This is a genomic window from Pseudarcicella hirudinis, from assembly GCF_900115665.1.
Classification (GTDB): domain Bacteria; phylum Bacteroidota; class Bacteroidia; order Cytophagales; family Spirosomataceae; genus Pseudarcicella; species Pseudarcicella hirudinis.
The window spans coordinates 41519-60868 of record NZ_FOXH01000020.1 but is presented as its reverse complement, the minus strand read 5'-3'; the positions used below and the strand labels follow the sequence as shown (position 1 = coordinate 60868).

General features: G+C 35.0%; 16 protein-coding genes. All 16 read right to left on the bottom strand.

Features of this window, described 5'->3' with window-relative positions:
* Nucleotides 1-64 precede the first annotated feature (64 nt).
* The 16 genes from BM179_RS23515 to BM179_RS23440 all read right to left on the bottom strand — a co-directional run bounded on the left by BM179_RS23515 (nt 65) and on the right by BM179_RS23440 (nt 19077).
* A complete protein-coding gene (locus BM179_RS23515; protein WP_092019626.1) occupies nt 65-1141 on the bottom strand; it encodes a glycoside hydrolase family 99-like domain-containing protein in 1077 nt (358 codons plus the stop codon).
* Nucleotides 1117-1824: an SGNH/GDSL hydrolase family protein gene (locus tag BM179_RS23510; RefSeq protein ID WP_143095308.1), complete on the bottom strand. Its 708-nt coding sequence runs from the start codon at nt 1822-1824 to the stop codon at nt 1117-1119. Before BM179_RS23510 ends, BM179_RS23515 begins: the two co-directional genes overlap by 25 nt.
* A 4-nt stretch (nt 1825-1828) precedes the next feature.
* Complete coding sequence (locus BM179_RS23505; RefSeq protein ID WP_092019624.1) at nt 1829-2515, bottom strand: acyltransferase; 687 nt, start codon at nt 2513-2515, stop codon at nt 1829-1831.
* 43 nt (nt 2516-2558) lie between these two features.
* Nucleotides 2559-3467, bottom strand: coding sequence for a glycosyltransferase family 2 protein (locus tag BM179_RS23500; protein ID WP_092019623.1), 909 nt, complete (start codon nt 3465-3467; stop codon nt 2559-2561).
* Nucleotides 3468-3475: 8 nt separating this feature from the next.
* A complete protein-coding gene (locus BM179_RS23495; protein ID WP_177219500.1) occupies nt 3476-4726 on the bottom strand; it encodes a CDP-glycerol glycerophosphotransferase family protein in 1251 nt (416 codons plus the stop codon).
* Nucleotides 4727-4773: 47 nt separating this feature from the next.
* Nucleotides 4774-5265: a serine acetyltransferase gene (locus BM179_RS23490; protein WP_092019621.1), complete on the bottom strand. Its 492-nt coding sequence runs from the start codon at nt 5263-5265 to the stop codon at nt 4774-4776.
* A gap of 14 nt (nt 5266-5279) precedes the next feature.
* Nucleotides 5280-5993, bottom strand: a complete 714-nt coding sequence (locus tag BM179_RS25465; protein ID WP_177219499.1) for an O-antigen ligase family protein — start codon at nt 5991-5993, stop codon at nt 5280-5282.
* Nucleotides 5994-6652: 659 nt separating this feature from the next.
* Nucleotides 6653-8044 (bottom strand): hypothetical protein, encoded by a 1392-nt coding sequence (locus BM179_RS23480; RefSeq protein ID WP_143095307.1) that lies wholly within the window; start codon nt 8042-8044, stop codon nt 6653-6655.
* A 78-nt stretch (nt 8045-8122) separates the two neighbouring features.
* Nucleotides 8123-8758 (bottom strand): HAD family hydrolase, encoded by a 636-nt coding sequence (locus tag BM179_RS23475; protein ID WP_092019618.1) that lies wholly within the window; start codon nt 8756-8758, stop codon nt 8123-8125.
* A complete protein-coding gene (locus BM179_RS23470; RefSeq protein ID WP_092019617.1) occupies nt 8736-9431 on the bottom strand; it encodes an acylneuraminate cytidylyltransferase family protein in 696 nt (231 codons plus the stop codon). The genes BM179_RS23475 and BM179_RS23470 overlap by 23 nt, the downstream gene beginning before the upstream one ends.
* Nucleotides 9424-10968, bottom strand: a complete 1545-nt coding sequence (locus BM179_RS23465) for an aldolase catalytic domain-containing protein (protein WP_092019616.1) — start codon at nt 10966-10968, stop codon at nt 9424-9426. The genes BM179_RS23470 and BM179_RS23465 overlap by 8 nt, the downstream gene beginning before the upstream one ends.
* Nucleotides 10969-11289: 321 nt before the next feature.
* The gene (locus BM179_RS23460; protein ID WP_092019615.1) at nt 11290-13677 is read right to left on the bottom strand and encodes a GumC family protein; all 2388 of its coding nucleotides are present in this window, start codon (nt 13675-13677) and stop codon (nt 11290-11292) included.
* A gap of 142 nt (nt 13678-13819) precedes the next feature.
* Nucleotides 13820-14659 carry a polysaccharide biosynthesis/export family protein gene (locus BM179_RS23455; RefSeq protein ID WP_092019614.1) on the bottom strand — a complete coding sequence of 280 codons (840 nt, stop codon included), beginning with the start codon at nt 14657-14659 and terminating at the stop codon, nt 13820-13822.
* Nucleotides 14660-15730: 1071 nt separating this feature from the next.
* Nucleotides 15731-16984, bottom strand: coding sequence for a sialidase family protein (locus BM179_RS23450; RefSeq protein WP_092019613.1), 1254 nt, complete (start codon nt 16982-16984; stop codon nt 15731-15733).
* A 197-nt stretch (nt 16985-17181) separates the two neighbouring features.
* Nucleotides 17182-18438 carry a sialidase family protein gene (locus tag BM179_RS23445; RefSeq protein ID WP_092019612.1) on the bottom strand — a complete coding sequence of 419 codons (1257 nt, stop codon included), beginning with the start codon at nt 18436-18438 and terminating at the stop codon, nt 17182-17184.
* A gap of 231 nt (nt 18439-18669) precedes the next feature.
* Entirely contained in the window at nt 18670-19077 is a 408-nt protein-coding gene (locus BM179_RS23440) for a hypothetical protein (RefSeq protein ID WP_092019611.1), read from the bottom strand.
* Nucleotides 19078-19350: the final 273 nt, after the last annotated feature.

The window sequence follows — 19350 nt, the reverse complement described above, 5'->3', positions numbered from 1 at the left end:
GTGTCGGTTTATTGTAATTATTTCCGGATTTTCAGCGCTGCCAGTAACCGAACAAAACCTTTTTTTATTTGTTCATTGCTTTCTTTAAACCATCAAGCATATTAACACCGTTAATCCCCGGAGTAAGCCACGCGCCTTCACCATTTTCATTCCAGGCATATAGCAATGCTATCTTTTCTTTAGTGGTAAACTGCGGATTGGCATTTACCCAATCAATGCATCCTTTAACTGATTTATAAACAGAATTAGGTGAATAACCTACAAAATATGGCGCACTGGCATATCCGTTTGACTTATTGGCCCATGGTCTGGGATCCCAGTTCAGCGTTGAGACAGGAATATATTTTAAGCTGCTCAATTTAGGAAACCTATTCCAGTACCTCTGTTCGGCAACTCTCATAGTATCAATTGGTACTTCTCTGTTTAACGCTTTATAAATCCCGACATCATGATAGTTATAGCCTGTTAAAACATCAAAACCACAGGATTCCGCCTGTTGAATGTTTTCTTTATTTGGTCCGATACAAACTGCAATGGAAACACCATTCAATCCGGCTTTCAGAGCTGCACTTCGCAAATTATCCAGGGCAGAATGGACATTTTCTATTGTCCCGAATTTCTTTATCAGAGAATTTATACTGAAAAATATCAGCAGTGGCTTACCATCTACTTTTAAATAGGTATCCACTTTAAACTTTTCAATCCATTCAGCTGAAACCTGATCCCATTCAGTCGGACCTATTTCGTTTCCTGCATGATTGGCTATGAGAAGGCAGTATTTTAATCTTTTCTTCTGCGGAGAAACCAGATAAAATCTTAATGCCTGATTCAAAGCCTCCGTTTTAAAATTTCCGGCTCCATAATACCAGCAAAAACTAAAAAAGGAAATTCCTGAATCTGCCGCAAGCTTAATCTGTTCATCAATAATCTCCTGAGTGCTTGTCACCCAGCCCCATTTCGGTTTTCTATCCGGAAATGAATCTTTCAGAGACTCTGTTATGTGATATGGATATTTGCCTGTCCAGCCGTCGAAATAATAGGCTCCGACCAAAGGTTTATTTTGTGAATAAGCCTGATAACTAAGGAGAATTCCACTAAAAATTATCCTTAAAAGAATTATAGATTTTTTAGACCTTTCCATAAGCTTTCTGCAATCATTTTCATTCCATCATCAGAGGGGTGCATTGCTACCCCTTTATTTTCAAACTTACCAGTGGCCATGCTCCCGTCAATGCCTGACAATTGAGACAAATTTGTCAATATACAATTATTTTCAGCCGCATAATTTTTGATCTGATCATCTATCAGTTTATTTGGCCAGAATCTTGTAGAAACGCAAACTTTTTTATTTTTATTCCCTGAAGTAATATAGTCTGATAGCCTTTTAAGTCCATCTTTAAAAGAATATTTTGCCAAAGAATCAGCCGGAACATTCTCTCCCAGGCGAATAATTAATAAATCAGGGTTAAATGAGCGAAACTGAGAGAAATCCTTTAAATCAAACTTCCAATAAGCCCGCTCAAACGACTGGGCGACATTGAAATATTCAACATTTACGTTCGGCTTCTTTTCTCTAAATTTTTTTATCAGTAAATGTACATAATCATTTTCTTCTGAACTGGCGGCCATACCCCAGTTACCTTTCCATCCAAGCGCCTGATTAGGTTCATGCTTGGTCATACTATTACCCAGAATAAGTACTTTATAAGCAAGACTATCATTATTAATATCTCCCAGGATTGTCTTTTTGGCAGAAAATTCAGGAGTAGTCAGATAACCTGTTATAAATAATGCAACAGAAAAAAACAGATATGTAACTTTCATAGCTCTATTCTCTTTTCTTAAGTAATCTGGCAGGAATTCCTCCATAAATACCATTTTCTTCATAAACCCCCGCCGATACAACGGCTCCGGCAGCAATAATACAACCGTCTTTTACTATTGCTCCGTCTAACACTGTTACTTTGGCACCTATCCAGCAGTTTTTACCTATTTTAATACCTTTATGGTTTACTCCCTGCAATCTGATTGGTATCTGTAAATCAGAAATGTTATGGTTCTCCGAATGAAAACTCACGTAATTACCAATAATAGTATCATCTCCTATTTCAATCCCGCCGGCACAGCCATAAAAACAATCGCGTCCCAAACCTACCGACTCACCAACTTTAATTCCTTTTCCGAGATGTTTTAAACTACCCGAACATTCAATAACTGTGCGTTTACCCAATGAAACATTATTACCCAGTAAAATCCCGTCTTTCGATAACGCATCAATGTAACAATCATTGTCAATGGTAACACCCTTTCCGACTTTCATCAGATTTCTTGCTTTTATCGTTACTCCTGATCCAATAAAAAAAAGCCTGCCACTTTTTATAAAAGATAAATACCCTCTGATCAGCATTAAAAAACGGCTGAATATTAACATGAGGAGATAAAACAATGAAACATTATTATCTATCACATAATCCTGCCCCTTTATTTTAGATAAAATTTTATTAACAATATTCATCTCTACAGCTTTAGCAATTCCGAAACATTTTACCTCTTAATTTTTAAAAGTTCCCTGAAAACTTTGTTTTCATTCCCTTTAAATATCCAGAGGCATATAATTGCTTTATTTGAAATAAAACTTTTTTATTTGAGGACGACATATGTTTCCCAAAACCTGCATATAACCCAAGTACTCCAAGAGATTTCATAATCTTTAAAATAAATCTCAGATTAAGCTTCTGAGACTCCAAAAGGCTTGAAGATTTACCGTTATGAAAAGCATGATTGAAAATATAATCCTTATTTAATTTATTCTCAATCTTATGAAATACGATTAATTCCGGGATATATAGAATCTTATAGTTAAGTGCCTGAGCTCTTTTCAAATAATCATTTTCTTCTCCGCCTAATAATAAATCCCCCTTACGACCAAGGTTGGGGTCATACCAGCCAACTTTATCCGCAACAGATTTTCTCATGGCATAATTGGCTCCCATCAAAGTATTTACTTCCATTCTCTGCTCTCCTAAGTCAAAAATACTCGCCAGGTAATAATATTCTTTAGGCAGCCACTCAGGAACAGCCACATTATAAGGCAACACCTTGCCACCTATAATATTAACGTCAGCTGAAGCGAATGCTTCATCACACAGTTCAAAATATGACTTATCAATATCAATGTCATCGTCCAGAAAAACTAAAATATCTCCTGAAGATTCTTTAATCCCTCTATTTCGGGCATGAGACAGTCCCTGGTTTGTTTCCAGATAATACTTAACTATATCAGACTCTTTCAGATACTCCTGAACAGCATTTAAAGTTCCGTCATTACTATTGTTATCAATAATGATAATTTCAGATTTAGAATCTATAAAATCCTGCCTGAAATACGTTAAAAGGCTATTTATAGTTTCTTTTAACAAGGGAGCACGATTATATGTTGCAATGATTACTGAAACTCTATTTTTCATAAGATTGGTTAAATTTTTTCTTTTAACAGCCTCCTTTTCAAAACCTTAACATCCAGCTTTAATTTGTTTAAAATTGAGATCTGCTTTACTGGAGGGATTTTCGCTGCTACATCAATAAAAGCACCGATATAAGCAGAAGCATTTCCGGATGTTGTTGTACCAAGATGTCTTCTCAAATAATTTTTAACCGCATTCGCTATTTCACTTTGATTATCACCTTTTGAAAGCTGGTCTAAAGCATTTAATAATTCCTGCTTGTTTGTAGCATAAAACAGACATTTGTTATCCGGTTCAAACTCATAAAAATGAGTTTCTCCATGAGGATTATAATAAATGACTGGTCTTCCCAGGCATAAAGATTCAAAGATCAATGAACTAAATCTTGTTATTAATACAGAAGAGGTTTTGAGAACATCATGAACTGTACCGGCATTTGTCTTAACTAATTTAAACTTACTTAAATCTCCTGTATCCCTCGGATGCTGTGAAATAAGATAGTCAAGATCCAATGTTGAACAGGCTTCAAGAATATTATCTATCCAGTCAGTTCTTTCGTTTTCATATATTCCATAAGTAAAGTTGACATTAATTAAGACCTTTTTCTGGCTTGATATTTCGGTCCACTCTAAATCTTCATATCTCGGATTACCAATCACTGCACAGATTTTACCATTCAGGTCAAAGTTTTTAAGTGAAACTATTCCCTGAAATACCGGAAAGCTCGAATGGCGCATTCTCATATCCGCAACATTAAAATCAAGCACAGACTCCTGAACGCAAACAGTATTTTTACCTATCTGAATAAAATCATAATTCAATTTTTGCTCTATAAGTCCCCAATCATTCCCGAGTATTAGTAACTTGTAATTATTGAATTCAGGTATTGATCCATTTATATCGCTACATTCCAGACCCAGATTAACGGCACTTGATTTAGCGCCCTCCCCTTCTTTCACAAAAAGCTTGGATTTATCAGCTAAATTCCTGTAAACTTTATTTAACAGATAAACTATTGTATCGTTTGAAGCAAAAAAACAGTACTTATCCTCTGTAAACTCTTCATTTCCCTTATCATCCTGAAAATCAAATACTTCATAATCAAACTTTTCAAGCAAATAAGAATAATCTTCAGTAAAGTCTTCCAGTATGCTCTTCTCAATGTGTATTTTAGATACAGATAAAATAGTTTCTATACCATAATAAGAAGTAAGGCCTTTTGAATACCAAAAAAAGCAGGAATTTTCTTTTCTTGGTCTCATGAATAACTTTTCGCTCGCAAAAAAAAACACATCCATTCTTTTATTGATTAAATGTTCAAATGCTTGATTATTCTGGCAGGATTCCCGGCTACCACTACATTGGAAGGTATATCCTTTACAACTATAGAGCCCGCAGCAATAACTACATTATCTCCAATTACTATTCCCCCGAGCAAACAGGATCCCGCTCCTATATTTACATTGTCGCCTATGACCGGACATTGATTTTTATCGTCCTTATTACCAATTGTAGTGGAATGTCTTAGTACACAATTCTTCCCTATTTTAGCCCCGGAATTAATAACCAACGCCTGCCCGTGCCATAATTGTGTTCCGCCTCCTAATGATAAATTCCATCTGAGTTCTGTTCCAAGCACCCATTCAACCCAAAAAACATACATGGGTAAATAAAACCATCCTATGAGAATAAGAAGTATCGGATTATATCTCAAAACCCCCGAAATCCTGAATAGCATCATAACTATTCTTCCTTTCGGATTATTTTTATTTGCCTTCCAGTCAACAAAAATATTGTACATAAATTCACTTTTATTTAGGCAATCACTCTACTTTTGACAGTTTTATATTCTTTTCTGTAATGGTCTGCAAAATAAAGATACATGCCCGTTAAAAAACTCATAAAATAAGTATTATAACTAAGAGAGAGAATACTAATGTAAAAACTTATAAAAGCCAGAGTGTATCCCAGAAAGAATTTCGGACTGATTACACTCATCTTAAGAAAGAGCTTAAGAATTCTGTAAAGAAGCAAAACGTAAAAAGTAAAAGATAACAAACCTGTCTCAAATAAAATTTCCAGATATGTACAGTGTGTTGCCAGTTTATCGATTACATCATTCTGCAATCCGTAAAATCCATTACTCTGCATATATGCCAGAATCCCTTCTATACTTTGTCCTTTGGCAATCTTAACAATATTTCCCGGACCTAATCCAAGAATTGGTTCTTTCAGGAAGGCCATCATCCCCGAATGCCATACAATCATTCTCGGCAAAATTGTCTCAGCTCCATATTCCTTCTTAAAAAAGGGTAAAGTTGTTAAAAGATTTAAAGCCGTGTAAGGGAAGAACATTACTATCGCAAAGACTGAAACCAGCATCCCTATTAATAAAATTAAAAAAAGCTTACTTTTTAAAATTGGAATTCTTTCCCGGTAATAGAGAATAAGGGTAATTAACAAGGCAGCGATCCCTCCTTTTGAACCGGTAATAAAAATTGAAATACCGATTAATACCAGCAAAAGCATTCTGTACTGTGCTTTCGAAAAATAGATTATAAAAAATGCAACTATTAAAAAACAGCTAAAAAAATTAGGGTCATTAAATAATGATATTCTTCTATAAAAAGATATTCCAAAAAAGGTTCTTTGCTCTAATTCTCCGGTTGACCCGGTTGTTCTGTAAAGAAAAAGACCTCCGATAAAAATTATAACGATTACAAAACTGAAATACTTTAGAAAAAAAAGATAGACAGAATTAAGAGTAACTTTTCTACAGGATTTAACCAGAAAAGCATAAACCAAAAAAACGAATGTATTTATCGTAACAACATCAAGCCACTTTTTGAATGAATAAAAAATATCATTAGACTTAAATACTGACATTAAAACACACCCTATATAGATCAAAAAGGCATAAAATATACTTTTAACCTCTTTGGAAGCTTCTTTTAAAAATAAATTAACCTTAAAAAACGGCAAGAGCATTACAAATAACAGCCGGGACGGATACAAGTCAAAAAAACCAATTGTAAAAGTTTTTTCTAACCGTTCTGTACACAGTACTATAATTAATGCAAAAACAAAGAATGTTTTATTCCTCATAGATTCGTTTAAATATTTCCGTCTAATTCGTTTTTATCAGAATCGGAACGATTTCAGGATTATAATTACCCGATATAACAAAATCAACCTAACGCTAAAGTTAATATTGAAAAAATAGCTAATATCATAATAAATGGAATACTCACTTTTTTCTCAAACTGCCAAAAAGAAATTCCTCCTAATGATTTATAGGAAAAAAGCGCCGAATACCATGCGTAAAAGCCCAGATAACCTGCGATCATTCCAATAGGTATCGCGTAAACTCCGACATAACTGCTTAATAAAAGCGATGTTATAATGTATATACCTCCGGAAACTCCATCTGCGATATGTGATATTACATGATTTGTAGACAGGTACACCTGTATATGCATTCCCCCGAACCGATGAATAAAAAACGCTATTCCTATTAAAAGCCAAAGGTCTTTTGAAACAAACTGCACATCGCTGTGAATAAGACCAAGCAAATAATCTGAAGAAATTCCAACTGCCAAAAAACCTGTTACAAAAATCATATGACTTAGAAACATACCCCTTTTTATAACCTTAATTAAGGTTTCTGTATCATTTTTAACCCTAAGCATAGCAAGAACAGGAAGCTTACTATAGAATGGGGCCATTGAAATATCTCTAATCTGGTTAATGATTCTTAATGCAAGTAAATATGAAGCAATTGATGATGTATTTCCAAACTGTGCATAAACCACGCCTGTTAGATTGGTAAGGCCGACTGACATAAAACCCGACAATCCACTTCTCCAGGCAGGAGACCAGATCTTATTGAACATCTCTTTATTAAAAGGAACATTTACCGAGACTTTCTGATAGAGTTTATTTTCCGTGGTCCGGCATAAATGCCAATCTCTCAACATTACAATTAAAACCCAGAACTGATTTACAATAATTAAATTAATCAAGGTCGGGGCAAATAACAAAACAAAAATACTTGTTAAAATACCTCCCAATGAAGTAAAGGTATCTACTCTTCGTACTAAAGCGATCTTAAATAGCCCCTCAAGAAAATTCATATATAATTTCCCGTAAAAGCTAATACATGAGACCAAAATAACAATTATCCAGCAAATCCAGGCCTGAGTTGGATTGGCTGCATCTTTCACAGGTTTTATAAAAGCCCAGGTTCCGAATATGCTCATTAATATAAAAACTACTAATGTCAGCCTGACATATATATACTTCATAGTTGAAACTATATCGGTCAGCAAGGCAATATTCGGTTCTAATTCCTCGTCTGTTTTCTCCTTCTGATTCGATCCGAACAGTTCTATATCTTTGGCTCCGCCAAACGCATAGGATATCACTCTCAGGAAAGTCTGCCGAAACCCAAAATCAACTATGCTCTGTAAGGAAATAATAGTAGAAAAAAGATACCACAAAACAACATCTCCCGGAGCAAATTGCTTTAAAACCAATGGAAGTACTCCAAATAATGCTAATGCCTTGGTTGAATAACTCATCCAGGTCATTAATGTAGGAGAATTCCAAATATCAATTTTCTGAAATATTTGATTTTTAATACCTCTGATTCCCACAACTCAATTTTTAGAAAGAGATAATTGCTCAATGTAGTTAGTTCCTGCCTCTTTCAGGCTTTCATTGTTATAACCACAAAAACCTATCTCATTAATCAAACTTGCTTCTTTGTCATTAATGGAATCTCCGATCAAAGTCACATTATCTTTATTATAATTATTCTCAACTAACAGTCTTCGAACGAGCTCTTTCTTAGGAGTCGGTGAACCATTAATTGATCTAAAATATTTCGATAAGTCAAGTCCTTCACAAATCTGAGCTAATTCTTTCCCATCTGAGCCTGAAACAATATGCATTTCATGATTCATCCAGTTTTCTCTGATAAAATTCACACTATCTTCAATAAGTAGTTTTTCATCAATCAAAAGAGAAAGCATTATTTTAGAGAAATTATCTGCTAATGCCAGCACCTCTTCATCTTCTATTGACTCATTTCTTATATTTTCGAAAAAATGGCGAAATTTAACATAGCGGGATAATCCTCCATTGGTATTATGAAACTCCAGTAAATTGTCAACCTGCTCTTTGGGATAATCTTTAAGAACCTCTTCAAATCCTTTTGATCTTATAGGCATAGAGTCCATAATCACTCCATCAAAATCCCATAAAATAATCTTATAATCTATAATGTTTTTCATAAATCATCTCAGCTATTTTAAAGTCATCTTCCCAATCAATATCATATGATTTCACCTTATTCATTACATAAAGAAAGGGATTGTTTCCAATTCGATTCTTTTGATTTTCATATACTTCACGGCTCGTCATAAACATCACATGATTTATTTCATACAATGTTTCCAGATCCTGTGTTCTTGGCCATGGTAATGATGTTGTATTATTTACAACTTTAGCCTGAGCATTAAGCAAAAAATTCTTAAACTCTATCACACTTAAAAGAGAATCATATCCTTCTTCAAGCTTTTCAAAATATTTACCTATTGCCTCATCATAATCATTACCATTAGCCAGCGGAGTAGTAACATGCCCCCAAAGAATATGTCTGGCATCTGTTATAGTAGGAACGTAAGCAATCAGATCTTTCAGATTTGTTGTATCCAGGCACAATTCTTCCGGTCTTTCTATAATCTTAATCTTGTCCTTATTAATATCAAGATTATTAACTATATCAATACATTCTTCATCATTAGTCGAAAGTAAAATTTCATCTACTTTCTCTGAATGCACTAATTGTCTTACTTTATTTTCAATAAGCCCCCCTTCAAACTGAGAGAAAGGTCGTGTGTTTTTATTAACTACTCTCATACTCCCTTTTCTTGTCGGGAGGAAAAATGCTACTTTATTATCCATAAATCATTGAATATATTGAATCGGCCAACAGATTTTTATATCTACTTGGAGTAAGTGCAACCAATTTTTCTTTAGACTGCTTGCCAAACAAGTCAAACAACAACTCATTTTCTTCTGTAAGATCCCGTTCTTTCTGAGTAATCGGGAAATCCTGATAGCCATCGTAACCCACCAGATAGATTTTTTCTGCTCCAAGAACTGAAGCTGTCTGAAGAGCCAGTGCAGTATGTGAATCTTTGAACTTGTCGGTAAAGGTAATCGCTTCCAATTCAAAGGTTTTATCATGCACATTTGAAGGAACATAAGTACCCATCTTCCGAGGGAAAGGAGGCAATACGCAAATTCCATTAAAATCTCCTAAATCTGTAAAAACCTGCTCCATTCTGTGTCCTTCACTTCCAACCAGACAGAATACCTGTTCTGTATCCAAATCTTTATAATGATAGGCATTTTTAGAGCTTGAGTGAATGATAGTTATATTATCACGGCTTTTAATAAACTCCTTAATTCCGGCAGCATGTTCCGATGCATTTTTCCCACCTCCGATTATCAATACTTCCTTAACAGATTTCTCCGGAGTAAATACAGGTAAGGTCTCATTATCTTTCACTTTTTCTTTTTGGTTCTGCAGAGCCTGAATAATACTATTGAAAGAATAAAAGCGAGTTGTTACCCAGTCCATTACATCCTTTTGCGGAAGCGAATTTGATCCGGAAATCATATAAGGGAGATTAGTTCCCCAACCATATTTCTCTAAAACTGCATCAAAGGCATTTACCACATTACCAAGTGCGTTAAAGTTCACAGGCAACCCGAATTTTGAATTCAGTACTGTCAGAAATAACTCAGTTTTAAGGTTCCCGGCACCTCTGCCCATTCCCCAAACAGTCGCATCTATAATTTCAGCACCATGTTCTATAGCTGTCAAAGAGTTGATTAAGGCCATTTCCAGATTATTATGACCATGGAAACCGATTTTAACACTTGTCTCAGCCTTTACTAATCCTATTGTTTCTATTACATCATTAGGATAAACCCCTCCGTAAGAGTCAACCATATAGAAATAGTCAGCAATACCGTCAACATTCTTCAGCTCTTTGATAAAATCTCCGTATTGTTTCCATTTTGACATGTACATGACATTGAAGCCGACTTCAAATCCCATCTTTTTCACTCCTTCAGCCAAAATCAAAGCCCTGCCTAAATGTTCAGGATCAATCGCTATACGTACCATATCGATTAACCCCCGGACTGGTCCCAGAACCTCATTCAAATGCTCTACCCGTATATCTTTTTCATTAAGAATAATTACAAGTTTCTTTCCGGATTTCTTTCGTAAATCTTCCAGTTCATATACAGGACTATAAAAGTATTTACCTAAATAATCCTTAATTGCAATACTTCTATATCCAATTTCAAGGTAATCAACAGGCAGTTGATTCATGGATTGGATATATTGATCAACGAGTGGTTTATCAAAATCCCAATTTGTATAATATCCTCCATCACGTATTGTGCAATCCAATATTTTAAACATATAGCTGAATTTTTTAGGTTTATTATTACTTAAACATCAAAATCTTATCTACGAAAAAACATATTTTATCAGCCTTTTGCTGACCAGGAAATTTTTTACTGAATTAATGAAATTAATTTGTCAGCCAATAAGATAGATTTTTAGATTTGGCCAAACCAGAGAAATTTATTCCCGGAATTGATACTGAATGTAGTTTTTATACGGATCGTTTCTAAGTTTTGTGTGCTCAATTTGTGTGTGTTTAATCTTTCTCAATAAAATCGAACTTCAGGACGGCCTACTCTTATTACGTCGGACAAGGCTGTCCTGAAGTCATAAAATCTATTTCCTTTCTAAAAGCTTTTTTATTTTCGAGGAAACAGAAAATCCGGATGAATTATTATCTTCAACATAACTGTAACCGTAGCCATAACCATAACCATAGCCGTAACCATAGCCATAAGTGCTGCTATAATCAATACCATTAAATACAATATTCAATGATTTAAACTTATTCTTCTCTTTTAAATCAGCAACCAATCTCAAATAAGATTTCGGAGTGTACTGATGACGCATGATATAGAACACTGCGTCAGCGTAAGCTCCTAAAATAGTAGAATCTGTTACCAAACCAACTGGCGGAGTATCCAAAATAATATAGTCGAACTCTTTCTTCAGCTCTTCAATTAAACTGCTTATTTTGCCATTTGCCAATAACTCCGAAGGGTTAGGAGGAATCGGTCCGCTAGGCATCACAAACATATTCGGATTCAGCGTCGTTGGTTTCACATATTCAAAAGCATTTCCCTGACCTATCAGATAATTGGAAATTCCCTTTTCTCTGGTTACCCCTAAATATTCTGAAATCTTTGGTTTACGTAAATCAAGTTCTAAAACAATTACTTTTTTCTCCAATAGTGCAATACTTGAAGCTAAGTTTACACTGATAAAACTTTTACCTTCTCCACCAATAGAGGAGGTAATTAGCAGGACTTTTCCGCTATCAGCGGTCATTCCGCCTGCAGCATATTGTAAATTAGTACGAAGAGTTCTGAACTGTTCAGCCAAAAAGCTGGTACTTTTCAGGTCAATGATATTATCCTTCATTTCTTTAGGTTTCTTACCAATTTCACCGAAAATGGTAACACCTACAGTACTTTCAATTTCCTTTCTGGATTGTATTTTATCATTTAAAACCTCTCCTATATTGATAGCTGCCGCCGGTAAAACGATTCCAAGTAACAAGGCAACCATAAAAAACATCTTTCTGTTAGGTTTAATCGGCTCAGGTGTACCATATGGCTCATCTACAATTCTACTGTCCGTCACCGTTGATGCGTAAGAAATAGCTGTTTCTTCTTTCTTTTGCAAAAGCATTAAGAATAAACTTTCTTTAATCCCTTGCTGACGTTTGATATTGACAAACTCTCTTTCTTTTTTAGGAATCGTTCTGATCGAAGATTCAAAACGATTGTTCAGTGTTTTCAAACTGCTTTTGGTTACCACTAAACCCTGTTTCTGGTTAGCAATACTTTCACGGATAGCAGCTTTAGTATTGGCAATCTGAGTATTAATAGTTTCCAATAAGGGGTTACCAGGCTGGGTAGTCCTTACATATTTCTCTCTTTGAATATCCAGTTCATTCAATTTCCCTAACAATCCGATCAACACCGGATCATTTACCATCAAGGTTGCCGGGGCTACTCCGGTCTGACTGCTTCTCAGGTAGCTTTCTACACCATCTAATACTTTTAGCTGAATATCAACTTCATTGAGCTTAGTATCGTTTTCCTTTACCTTCTCCAAAAACAAGTTGGCTTCTACACTCAGGTCAGTAATTCCCTGAGAACTTTTATAAGTTTCTACATCTTTCTCTACAGAACCTAATTCTCCGGTAATCAGACGTAAACGCTGATCAATAAATTGAAGGGTATTAGTTGCCTCCATATTTTTATCTGCTAAGGCAGAATAAGTATAGGCTTCTAATAATTTGGCCAGAATAGCTTTTCCTTTCACTGGTAAGGCATCTTCTAAAGAAAGTTTTAATACCGTACTTTTCTGATTCATTAGCTCCACCTGAATCTCTTTCTGATATCTTTCAACCAAAGACTCCTTTTCAAAGAATTTCACCCTGATTAAATCATCATCCTGTCTGTAAAGAGAATCATTCAAAAAGACACGGAAAGCACCATATCTGCTGCGAATATTCTGGCTGTAACCAAAAGTTCCCATCACATCTCCGTCCTCGTTCTGCAGCTCAAACTTCTGCTTATTAATAATACGAATAAACACGGGCTCTTTATAAGCAACCTCATTCAGATTACCATGCTGCACCCAAATAGGAGAAGTACGAAAGATCTCATCATATTTACGAACCTTCCCTTTTTGAAAATAGGCTACAGTAAGGTTAAGGTCGTTTACTACTTTTTCTATGAGGTTACGAGATTTCAAAACTTCCATCTCATTTTCTACAATCTTATTACCGGAGAACATCTCAAGTTCTTTCAGCATATCATTCCCTCCAATACCCTTTTTCTCATCCTTAATCAACAATACAGAGCTCACATTATAAATAGGAGTTGTATAACGCAAATACAAAAAAGCCACAGATAAGCAAACTACCACCGAGATTACAAACCAATACCAGTGTCTTAAATATTTAATCAGGAAACCTTTGATATCAAAATCCTGACCATTGTCATCAGAAAAATCTATTGAATTATCTGCCATTTTAAAATTTATGGAAATGTTAATGTTATATCAATATATAAGCCAAGGTGATCAAATGAAAACCGGCTCAGCTCATTCGTATTCTAAAATGTAATTTGGGAAAACAATGAATGTAATACATCGAAATTTCCCGGATTATATATTACTTCTTAAATATCAGATTCAGCAAAAGAACTGTGGTGGTTGCGATACCTGTTACAATTGGAATCAGCTGAATTGTTCTGTCAGAAGAAGTAATTTTACCTTTGGTAGCTTCTACATAAACCACATCATTATTCTGAATATAATAGTAAGGAGATTCCAGTACTTTTCTGGAAGTAAGATCTAATTTTACCAATTCTCTTTTGTCTCCCGTAGTACGCATTATCATCACATTATCTCTGCGCCCGAAAATAGTCATATCACCCGCTGTTCCCAGAATTTCAGGTAAGGTAGTATGGTTATCCAAAAGGTTATATACCCCGGGGCGGGCCACTTCACCGATAATAGTAAATTTATGATTGAGTTGTCTGACATTGACAGTAGGTTCTTTCAAAAATTTGGTTAACTCACCCTGAATTTTAGTCCCTGCCTCTTCCAAAGCCAAACCGTTTACCTGAATCCGGCCAATTAAAGGCATATCAATAAACCCTTTCGGATCTACCAGATAACCCAGGGGCTGCTGACGCGCCATGCCGTTATTGCTTCCACCGGGAAAGTTGGATGTAATTAAAGGATTGATATTAGCAAAATTGAAAACTAAATTGGACTCTTCACTTAAGCTGCTGACCGTAACCGCTAAGATATCATCAGGCTGGATTTTAGGGATCCGGGGTTCAAGACTATTGAGTGTTGTATAGCGTATAGTATCAACTACGCCTGGTCCCTGAAAATAAGTGATATTCTTTGTAGAAACACAAGAATAAAAAAAAGGCGTGCAAAGAACAGCAAGCAATATACGAAGCTTGGCTATTTTTTTTACCTGGTGTGTAATCAAATTCATTTAGTGTTAATTTAAAAAGATTAAAATCAAGCAGGGCTTTTACATAAAAAACCGGAAATTATTTTAATCCAATTTTTTGGATGTTAACAAATATACAAATAGATCATCGTATTCTTTAACATTTAAATCCAAATTTCGTCGGATAAATTATTAAGTGGACAAAATCCCAATCTATTGTCAAGACAAATTCACAAAACAAATTCGAACACAATATCTTTTATTCTTCGCCAATCACTCTTTCTCTTCAATAATTAGGGAAATCTCCGGCATTTCCTGCAAAAGCTTTACCTCGAAAAATTATATTATATAGTTTCCTTCGAAACTATATAAAAGTTATCGTTTGGCTATCCTCTTCTCTGCTTATTGTCCACAAAACTAAAAGACAAATTGTACTCATTGGTTAAGCCATTGTTAAAATGAAAAACTTTAACGGTTAAGAACAATACGTTATTTTAGTTAAGATGTACCTGTCAGATATTCATAATCCTGTGGACCTGAACGATCAAAACAGCAACAGAAACATTCTCTATCTGTTATCCGGTGGATAAATAAAGAATTACAGTAAAAACTAATCAAAAGATAGCAAGTGTATAACGAAGCCCAAGGGTTTGAAATAATAGTGCTCAGATATTACTTCAGTACTTCTATTAAAAATATTATAATTTAAGCTGTATGGTAAAACGAGCTTAACATTGACAAATTACTCGATTTTTCATTTATTAACAGCGAAAATTTTCCATAAACGAAGAAAATTTGGATTTATTATTTTTCCAAACATTACTGAATTTGAAACAATAGTCATGTAAATATACAAATGGTAATCAATTCGGCAAAAAAAAAAAGCAAAACTTTTGATATTTGAAAAATTTAAATTTCAATCTTTATTACTTACAGAACTATTCAAACAATTAGTTGATTTTAACTAATAAATAAAAAGTAAATACATCTTTAACCCCGAGACAAGTATAAGATGTTTATTAAAATAGTTTCAATATACGTTATTCCAAAAATAAATAAACAGGCCTCCTTTTGACATATCCGGAGACCTGTTCATTATTGTTCTAATAAGTTCTACCTGAGTTTGCTGATAATCACAGGTTTTATTTTAGAAGCATCTCCATTCATTATATCAGCTTCTGTAAATTTTGCAAAAATTATCTCCCCAAGATAAGGTCTGGAATTATCATAAATCAAGCATATCTCATCTTTATCATTTTGAATTACGTCAGGATAAGAAACCCCGTTTCTCCCGTCTATTAACAACTTATATTGCCAGGTTTTACCGTTATCTGTAGACAAACAGGCTGTAAGCTTTTCTCTGTTCAAACTATTATTAAAAATAAATAATATATTTCCTGACTTCAATCTGCCAAAATAAAACCTGCTTGAAGGTGACGGCCCAAGAGTTTTAAACTGTGTTTCAGTCCCCCATGTTACTCCACCATCCTCACTTGATATTGTGCAAATACCATCAGACTCTGATCTCCGCATACAAATCAATGAATTATTCCCCAGATCAAGAACCATAGGTTCATCGAATGTTCTTGCAAATTTAGTTGGAATTTTAGCAAATTTATGCGGAAGTAAAATCCTTTTTCCTGTCTGGTTATAGGTAGACTTATATAAAAATATACCATTCCAATCAACTGGTGTGAGAGTATAATTCGGCAATCCAGCCACACCAATATTCCAGCCGGAAACAGGAAAAAGTATTTCCGTACTATCTTTATTCAAATGAATGGGTTTGACGTTCATTACACCATGGAAAAGCGGGTATGGCTTTGTTATCTGTATTTTATCAGATACCTGTTTAATTTTGACATGCCATGTACCATTTGCAGCACCATCCCATATTCCTTTACTTACCAGCCAGGAAAGATGAAGGGCTCCAAACTTATCTTTCCAGAAAGAAGGATCTATCTGCCTTACACTATCAATCAGAGGAGCTATTAATAATTTATTCTGCCCCCAGGTTTGTCCATTATCACTACTTGTTGCAATAGTAATATAATTATTCAGCTCCTCTCCTTTTACACCTGCAAACCAGGCTGCATAATAAATGCCATTATTAAATCCGATTGCCGGACATCCCTGATATCCTCTTTTAAGTCCCTGAGGATTGCTGGTAGCATCATAGGTAAAAATGGCCTTTGACGCTGAGTCCATTTCAAGAACAGCATATCTGTTGGAGGAAACATCATCAGGATCAGGCACCGGGGTTACTATTGGCGTATTGACAGGAGAATTATCCTTACATCTGATACAAGTAAATAAAACAGAAATTAAGAGTGAGATTTTAAAGAGTTTTTTTAACGGCAAGTACATAATTTTTAATTTTTTATGGTAGTTAGTATATTGAAAATAAGAAAACAGGAATCTTATCTGGGTAATCTAATTATGCTTTTTATCAGTAATCATATCCTTAAGTGTTTTTGTTTAATTATTACGAGGCTTATCTTTAATCAGGATTATACTACATACTTTTGATTCTTTCTTCAGACAATTTACAATCCTCAAAACTTCTAAGGATTCAGAGTACTGATTACTTTATATTTCACCGCCTTTGTATTTCCCTTAGTGATATCCTCTTCACTAAATCTGGAAAAAATTATCTGCCCGTCATAATTGCGTGAATAATCATAAACCATGCATATTTCACTTCTATCGTTCTGTACTACATCCGGGTAAGAAATTCCTAAACGATCATCAATCAGCAATTTAAATGGCCAGGTTTTTCCATTATCTTTCGATAAATAAGCCATAAGTTTTTCACGATTGGCACTATTATTCAATACCAGTAATAAATTCCCGGATTTTAGTTTTCCTAAATAAAATCTGCTGGATGCTGCCAGTCCTACTTCTTTAAATATCTGTTCTGTCCCCCAGGTTCTGCCCCCGTCATTACTTCTGTTTAAACTTATCCCTTCTGAGGCGGTTCTTTTCATGAGCAGCAATGCATTATTATTCAAATCGACGATCATCGGTTCATCAAAATCCCGGGAAAATACGGTTGGAATTCTTGCAAACTTTTGGGGCAGCATAATCCTTTTATTAATAGGATGATAGATAGATTTGTATAAAAACACACCATTAAGCTCTGAAGGCGTAAGGGTATAGTTGGGCAATCCTTCAATACCAATATTCCAGCCTGATACCGGAAATAGTATCTCTGAGCTATCCTTTCCAAAATGTATCGGTTTTACATTCATTACGCCGTGAAAAAGCGGATTCGGATTTGTAATAAATATCCTCCCTCCTGCTTCTTTAATTTTCACATGCCAGGAACCATTGGCTGCTCCATCCCAGATACCTTTACTTACAAGCCAGGATAAATGAAGTGATCCATACTTATCATTCCATAATGAGGGGTTAATATGTCTGATACTGTCGCTGGCCGGAGCTATCATCAATCTGTTTTGCTTCCATGATAACCCGCCGTCTGCGCTGGTAGCTACTGTGATATAATTGTTGGAGTCTTCCTCCTTTGTACCGGCAAACCATGCCGCATAGAAAATACCATTATTGTAGCCAATTGAAGGGCATCCCTGAAAACCTCTTCCCAAACCTTTTGGGTTAGATCTCTGGTCATATGTAAACACGGATTTAGAAACGGTATCAATCTCAATCGCCATATACCTGTCGGACGAGCTCGCCTCAGCCTCCAGCATAGAAACTACATGCAGGGAAGTAGGTTGGATGGTTTCACTACATTGAACAAAAACAATAAGCCAAAATAATGAAACTGAAGTTTTAAAGAGTCGTTGCAATTGACGATACATAAATTTAATATCTTATGGGCTAAGAATACTAATGTAAAGTTATGGAAAAAATAAAAAGCTCTATGCTCTGATAATCAATATTTTAACAAATCTTAATATCCCGGGATAAAATATGAGTAATTACCATCAGATAATTCTTTATCCATTTAGTTTAATGAGATTTAAGTAATAACAAAAAAAAAGACACTGCGATGCAGCGTCTTTTTTCGGGTATTAATATTTGACTATTTTTTAGTAAAATAGTTCCAGAATCAGGCAATCATCCTCCGTAGTGCTGCGGGATTCTCCCTGATGTCCTTCCCTCGAAACACCAATGGTTTTATCATGGTTACTCAATCTTGTCTCAAGCTTTTCTGAAACTTTGATATTACCACTCTGATCCTTCACTTCAATCAGGTAAGTACCCGCTTCCAGAGAAACAAAAAGTGCCTTCTTTTTAGAAGCATCGTTGTCGCAAACGGGTGCTTCAGACAAAGCCGGTAACACTCCCTTATTTACCTCATCAATAAACAGATAAAGCGTTTTTCCGGTTTGATTACTCGTCCAGAAATATGTTTTAAATGGTTTGGTACCTAAATGACATTGTGCAAATGTCAGAATAACAATCAGAATTAATGCGGATGCGATAGTCTTTTTCATAGGTCTTTATTATGAGATTTATGGAATGGTGATATTTATGAATCAAAGATAAAGATATTTTCCATTACTATGCAATACATAGTACTATTTATTGTATAATTCATTTAATCAACACCTCAAATCTTATGTGGTTACAATAAATAGAATACAAAATCCCAAACAATCTAAACTCATCCCGTACTATGTGCCCTATGATCCTATGTGGTTACAATGAATGGAATACAAAATCCCAAACAATCCAAACTCATCCCATACTATGCGCCCTATGATCCT

Excerpts from the sequence above, each read along its gene's own strand:
- BM179_RS23495 (WP_177219500.1), bottom strand. The coding sequence starts at position 4,726 with ATGAGACCAAGAAAAGAAAATTCCTGCTTTTTTTGGTATTCAAAAGGC.
- BM179_RS23455 (WP_092019614.1), bottom strand. The coding sequence starts at position 14,659 with ATGAATTTGATTACACACCAGGTAAAAAAAATAGCCAAGCTTCGTATA.
- BM179_RS23460 (WP_092019615.1), bottom strand. The coding sequence starts at position 13,677 with ATGGCAGATAATTCAATAGATTTTTCTGATGACAATGGTCAGGATTTT.
- BM179_RS23470 (WP_092019617.1), bottom strand. The coding sequence starts at position 9,431 with ATGGATAATAAAGTAGCATTTTTCCTCCCGACAAGAAAAGGGAGTATG.
- BM179_RS23480 (WP_143095307.1), bottom strand. The coding sequence starts at position 8,044 with ATGAGTTATTCAACCAAGGCATTAGCATTATTTGGAGTACTTCCATTG.
- BM179_RS23490 (WP_092019621.1), bottom strand. The coding sequence starts at position 5,265 with ATGTACAATATTTTTGTTGACTGGAAGGCAAATAAAAATAATCCGAAA.
- BM179_RS23500 (WP_092019623.1), bottom strand. The coding sequence starts at position 3,467 with ATGAAAAATAGAGTTTCAGTAATCATTGCAACATATAATCGTGCTCCC.
- BM179_RS23465 (WP_092019616.1), bottom strand. The coding sequence starts at position 10,968 with ATGTTTAAAATATTGGATTGCACAATACGTGATGGAGGATATTATACA.
- BM179_RS25465 (WP_177219499.1), bottom strand. The coding sequence starts at position 5,993 with ATGCTTTTGCTGGTATTAATCGGTATTTCAATTTTTATTACCGGTTCA.
- BM179_RS23440 (WP_092019611.1), bottom strand. The coding sequence starts at position 19,077 with ATGAAAAAGACTATCGCATCCGCATTAATTCTGATTGTTATTCTGACA.
- BM179_RS23510 (WP_143095308.1), bottom strand. The coding sequence starts at position 1,824 with ATGAAAGTTACATATCTGTTTTTTTCTGTTGCATTATTTATAACAGGT.
- BM179_RS23505 (WP_092019624.1), bottom strand. The coding sequence starts at position 2,515 with ATGAATATTGTTAATAAAATTTTATCTAAAATAAAGGGGCAGGATTAT.
- BM179_RS23475 (WP_092019618.1), bottom strand. The coding sequence starts at position 8,758 with ATGAAAAACATTATAGATTATAAGATTATTTTATGGGATTTTGATGGA.
- BM179_RS23445 (WP_092019612.1), bottom strand. The coding sequence starts at position 18,438 with ATGTATCGTCAATTGCAACGACTCTTTAAAACTTCAGTTTCATTATTT.
- BM179_RS23450 (WP_092019613.1), bottom strand. The coding sequence starts at position 16,984 with ATGTACTTGCCGTTAAAAAAACTCTTTAAAATCTCACTCTTAATTTCT.
- BM179_RS23515 (WP_092019626.1), bottom strand. The coding sequence starts at position 1,141 with ATGGAAAGGTCTAAAAAATCTATAATTCTTTTAAGGATAATTTTTAGT.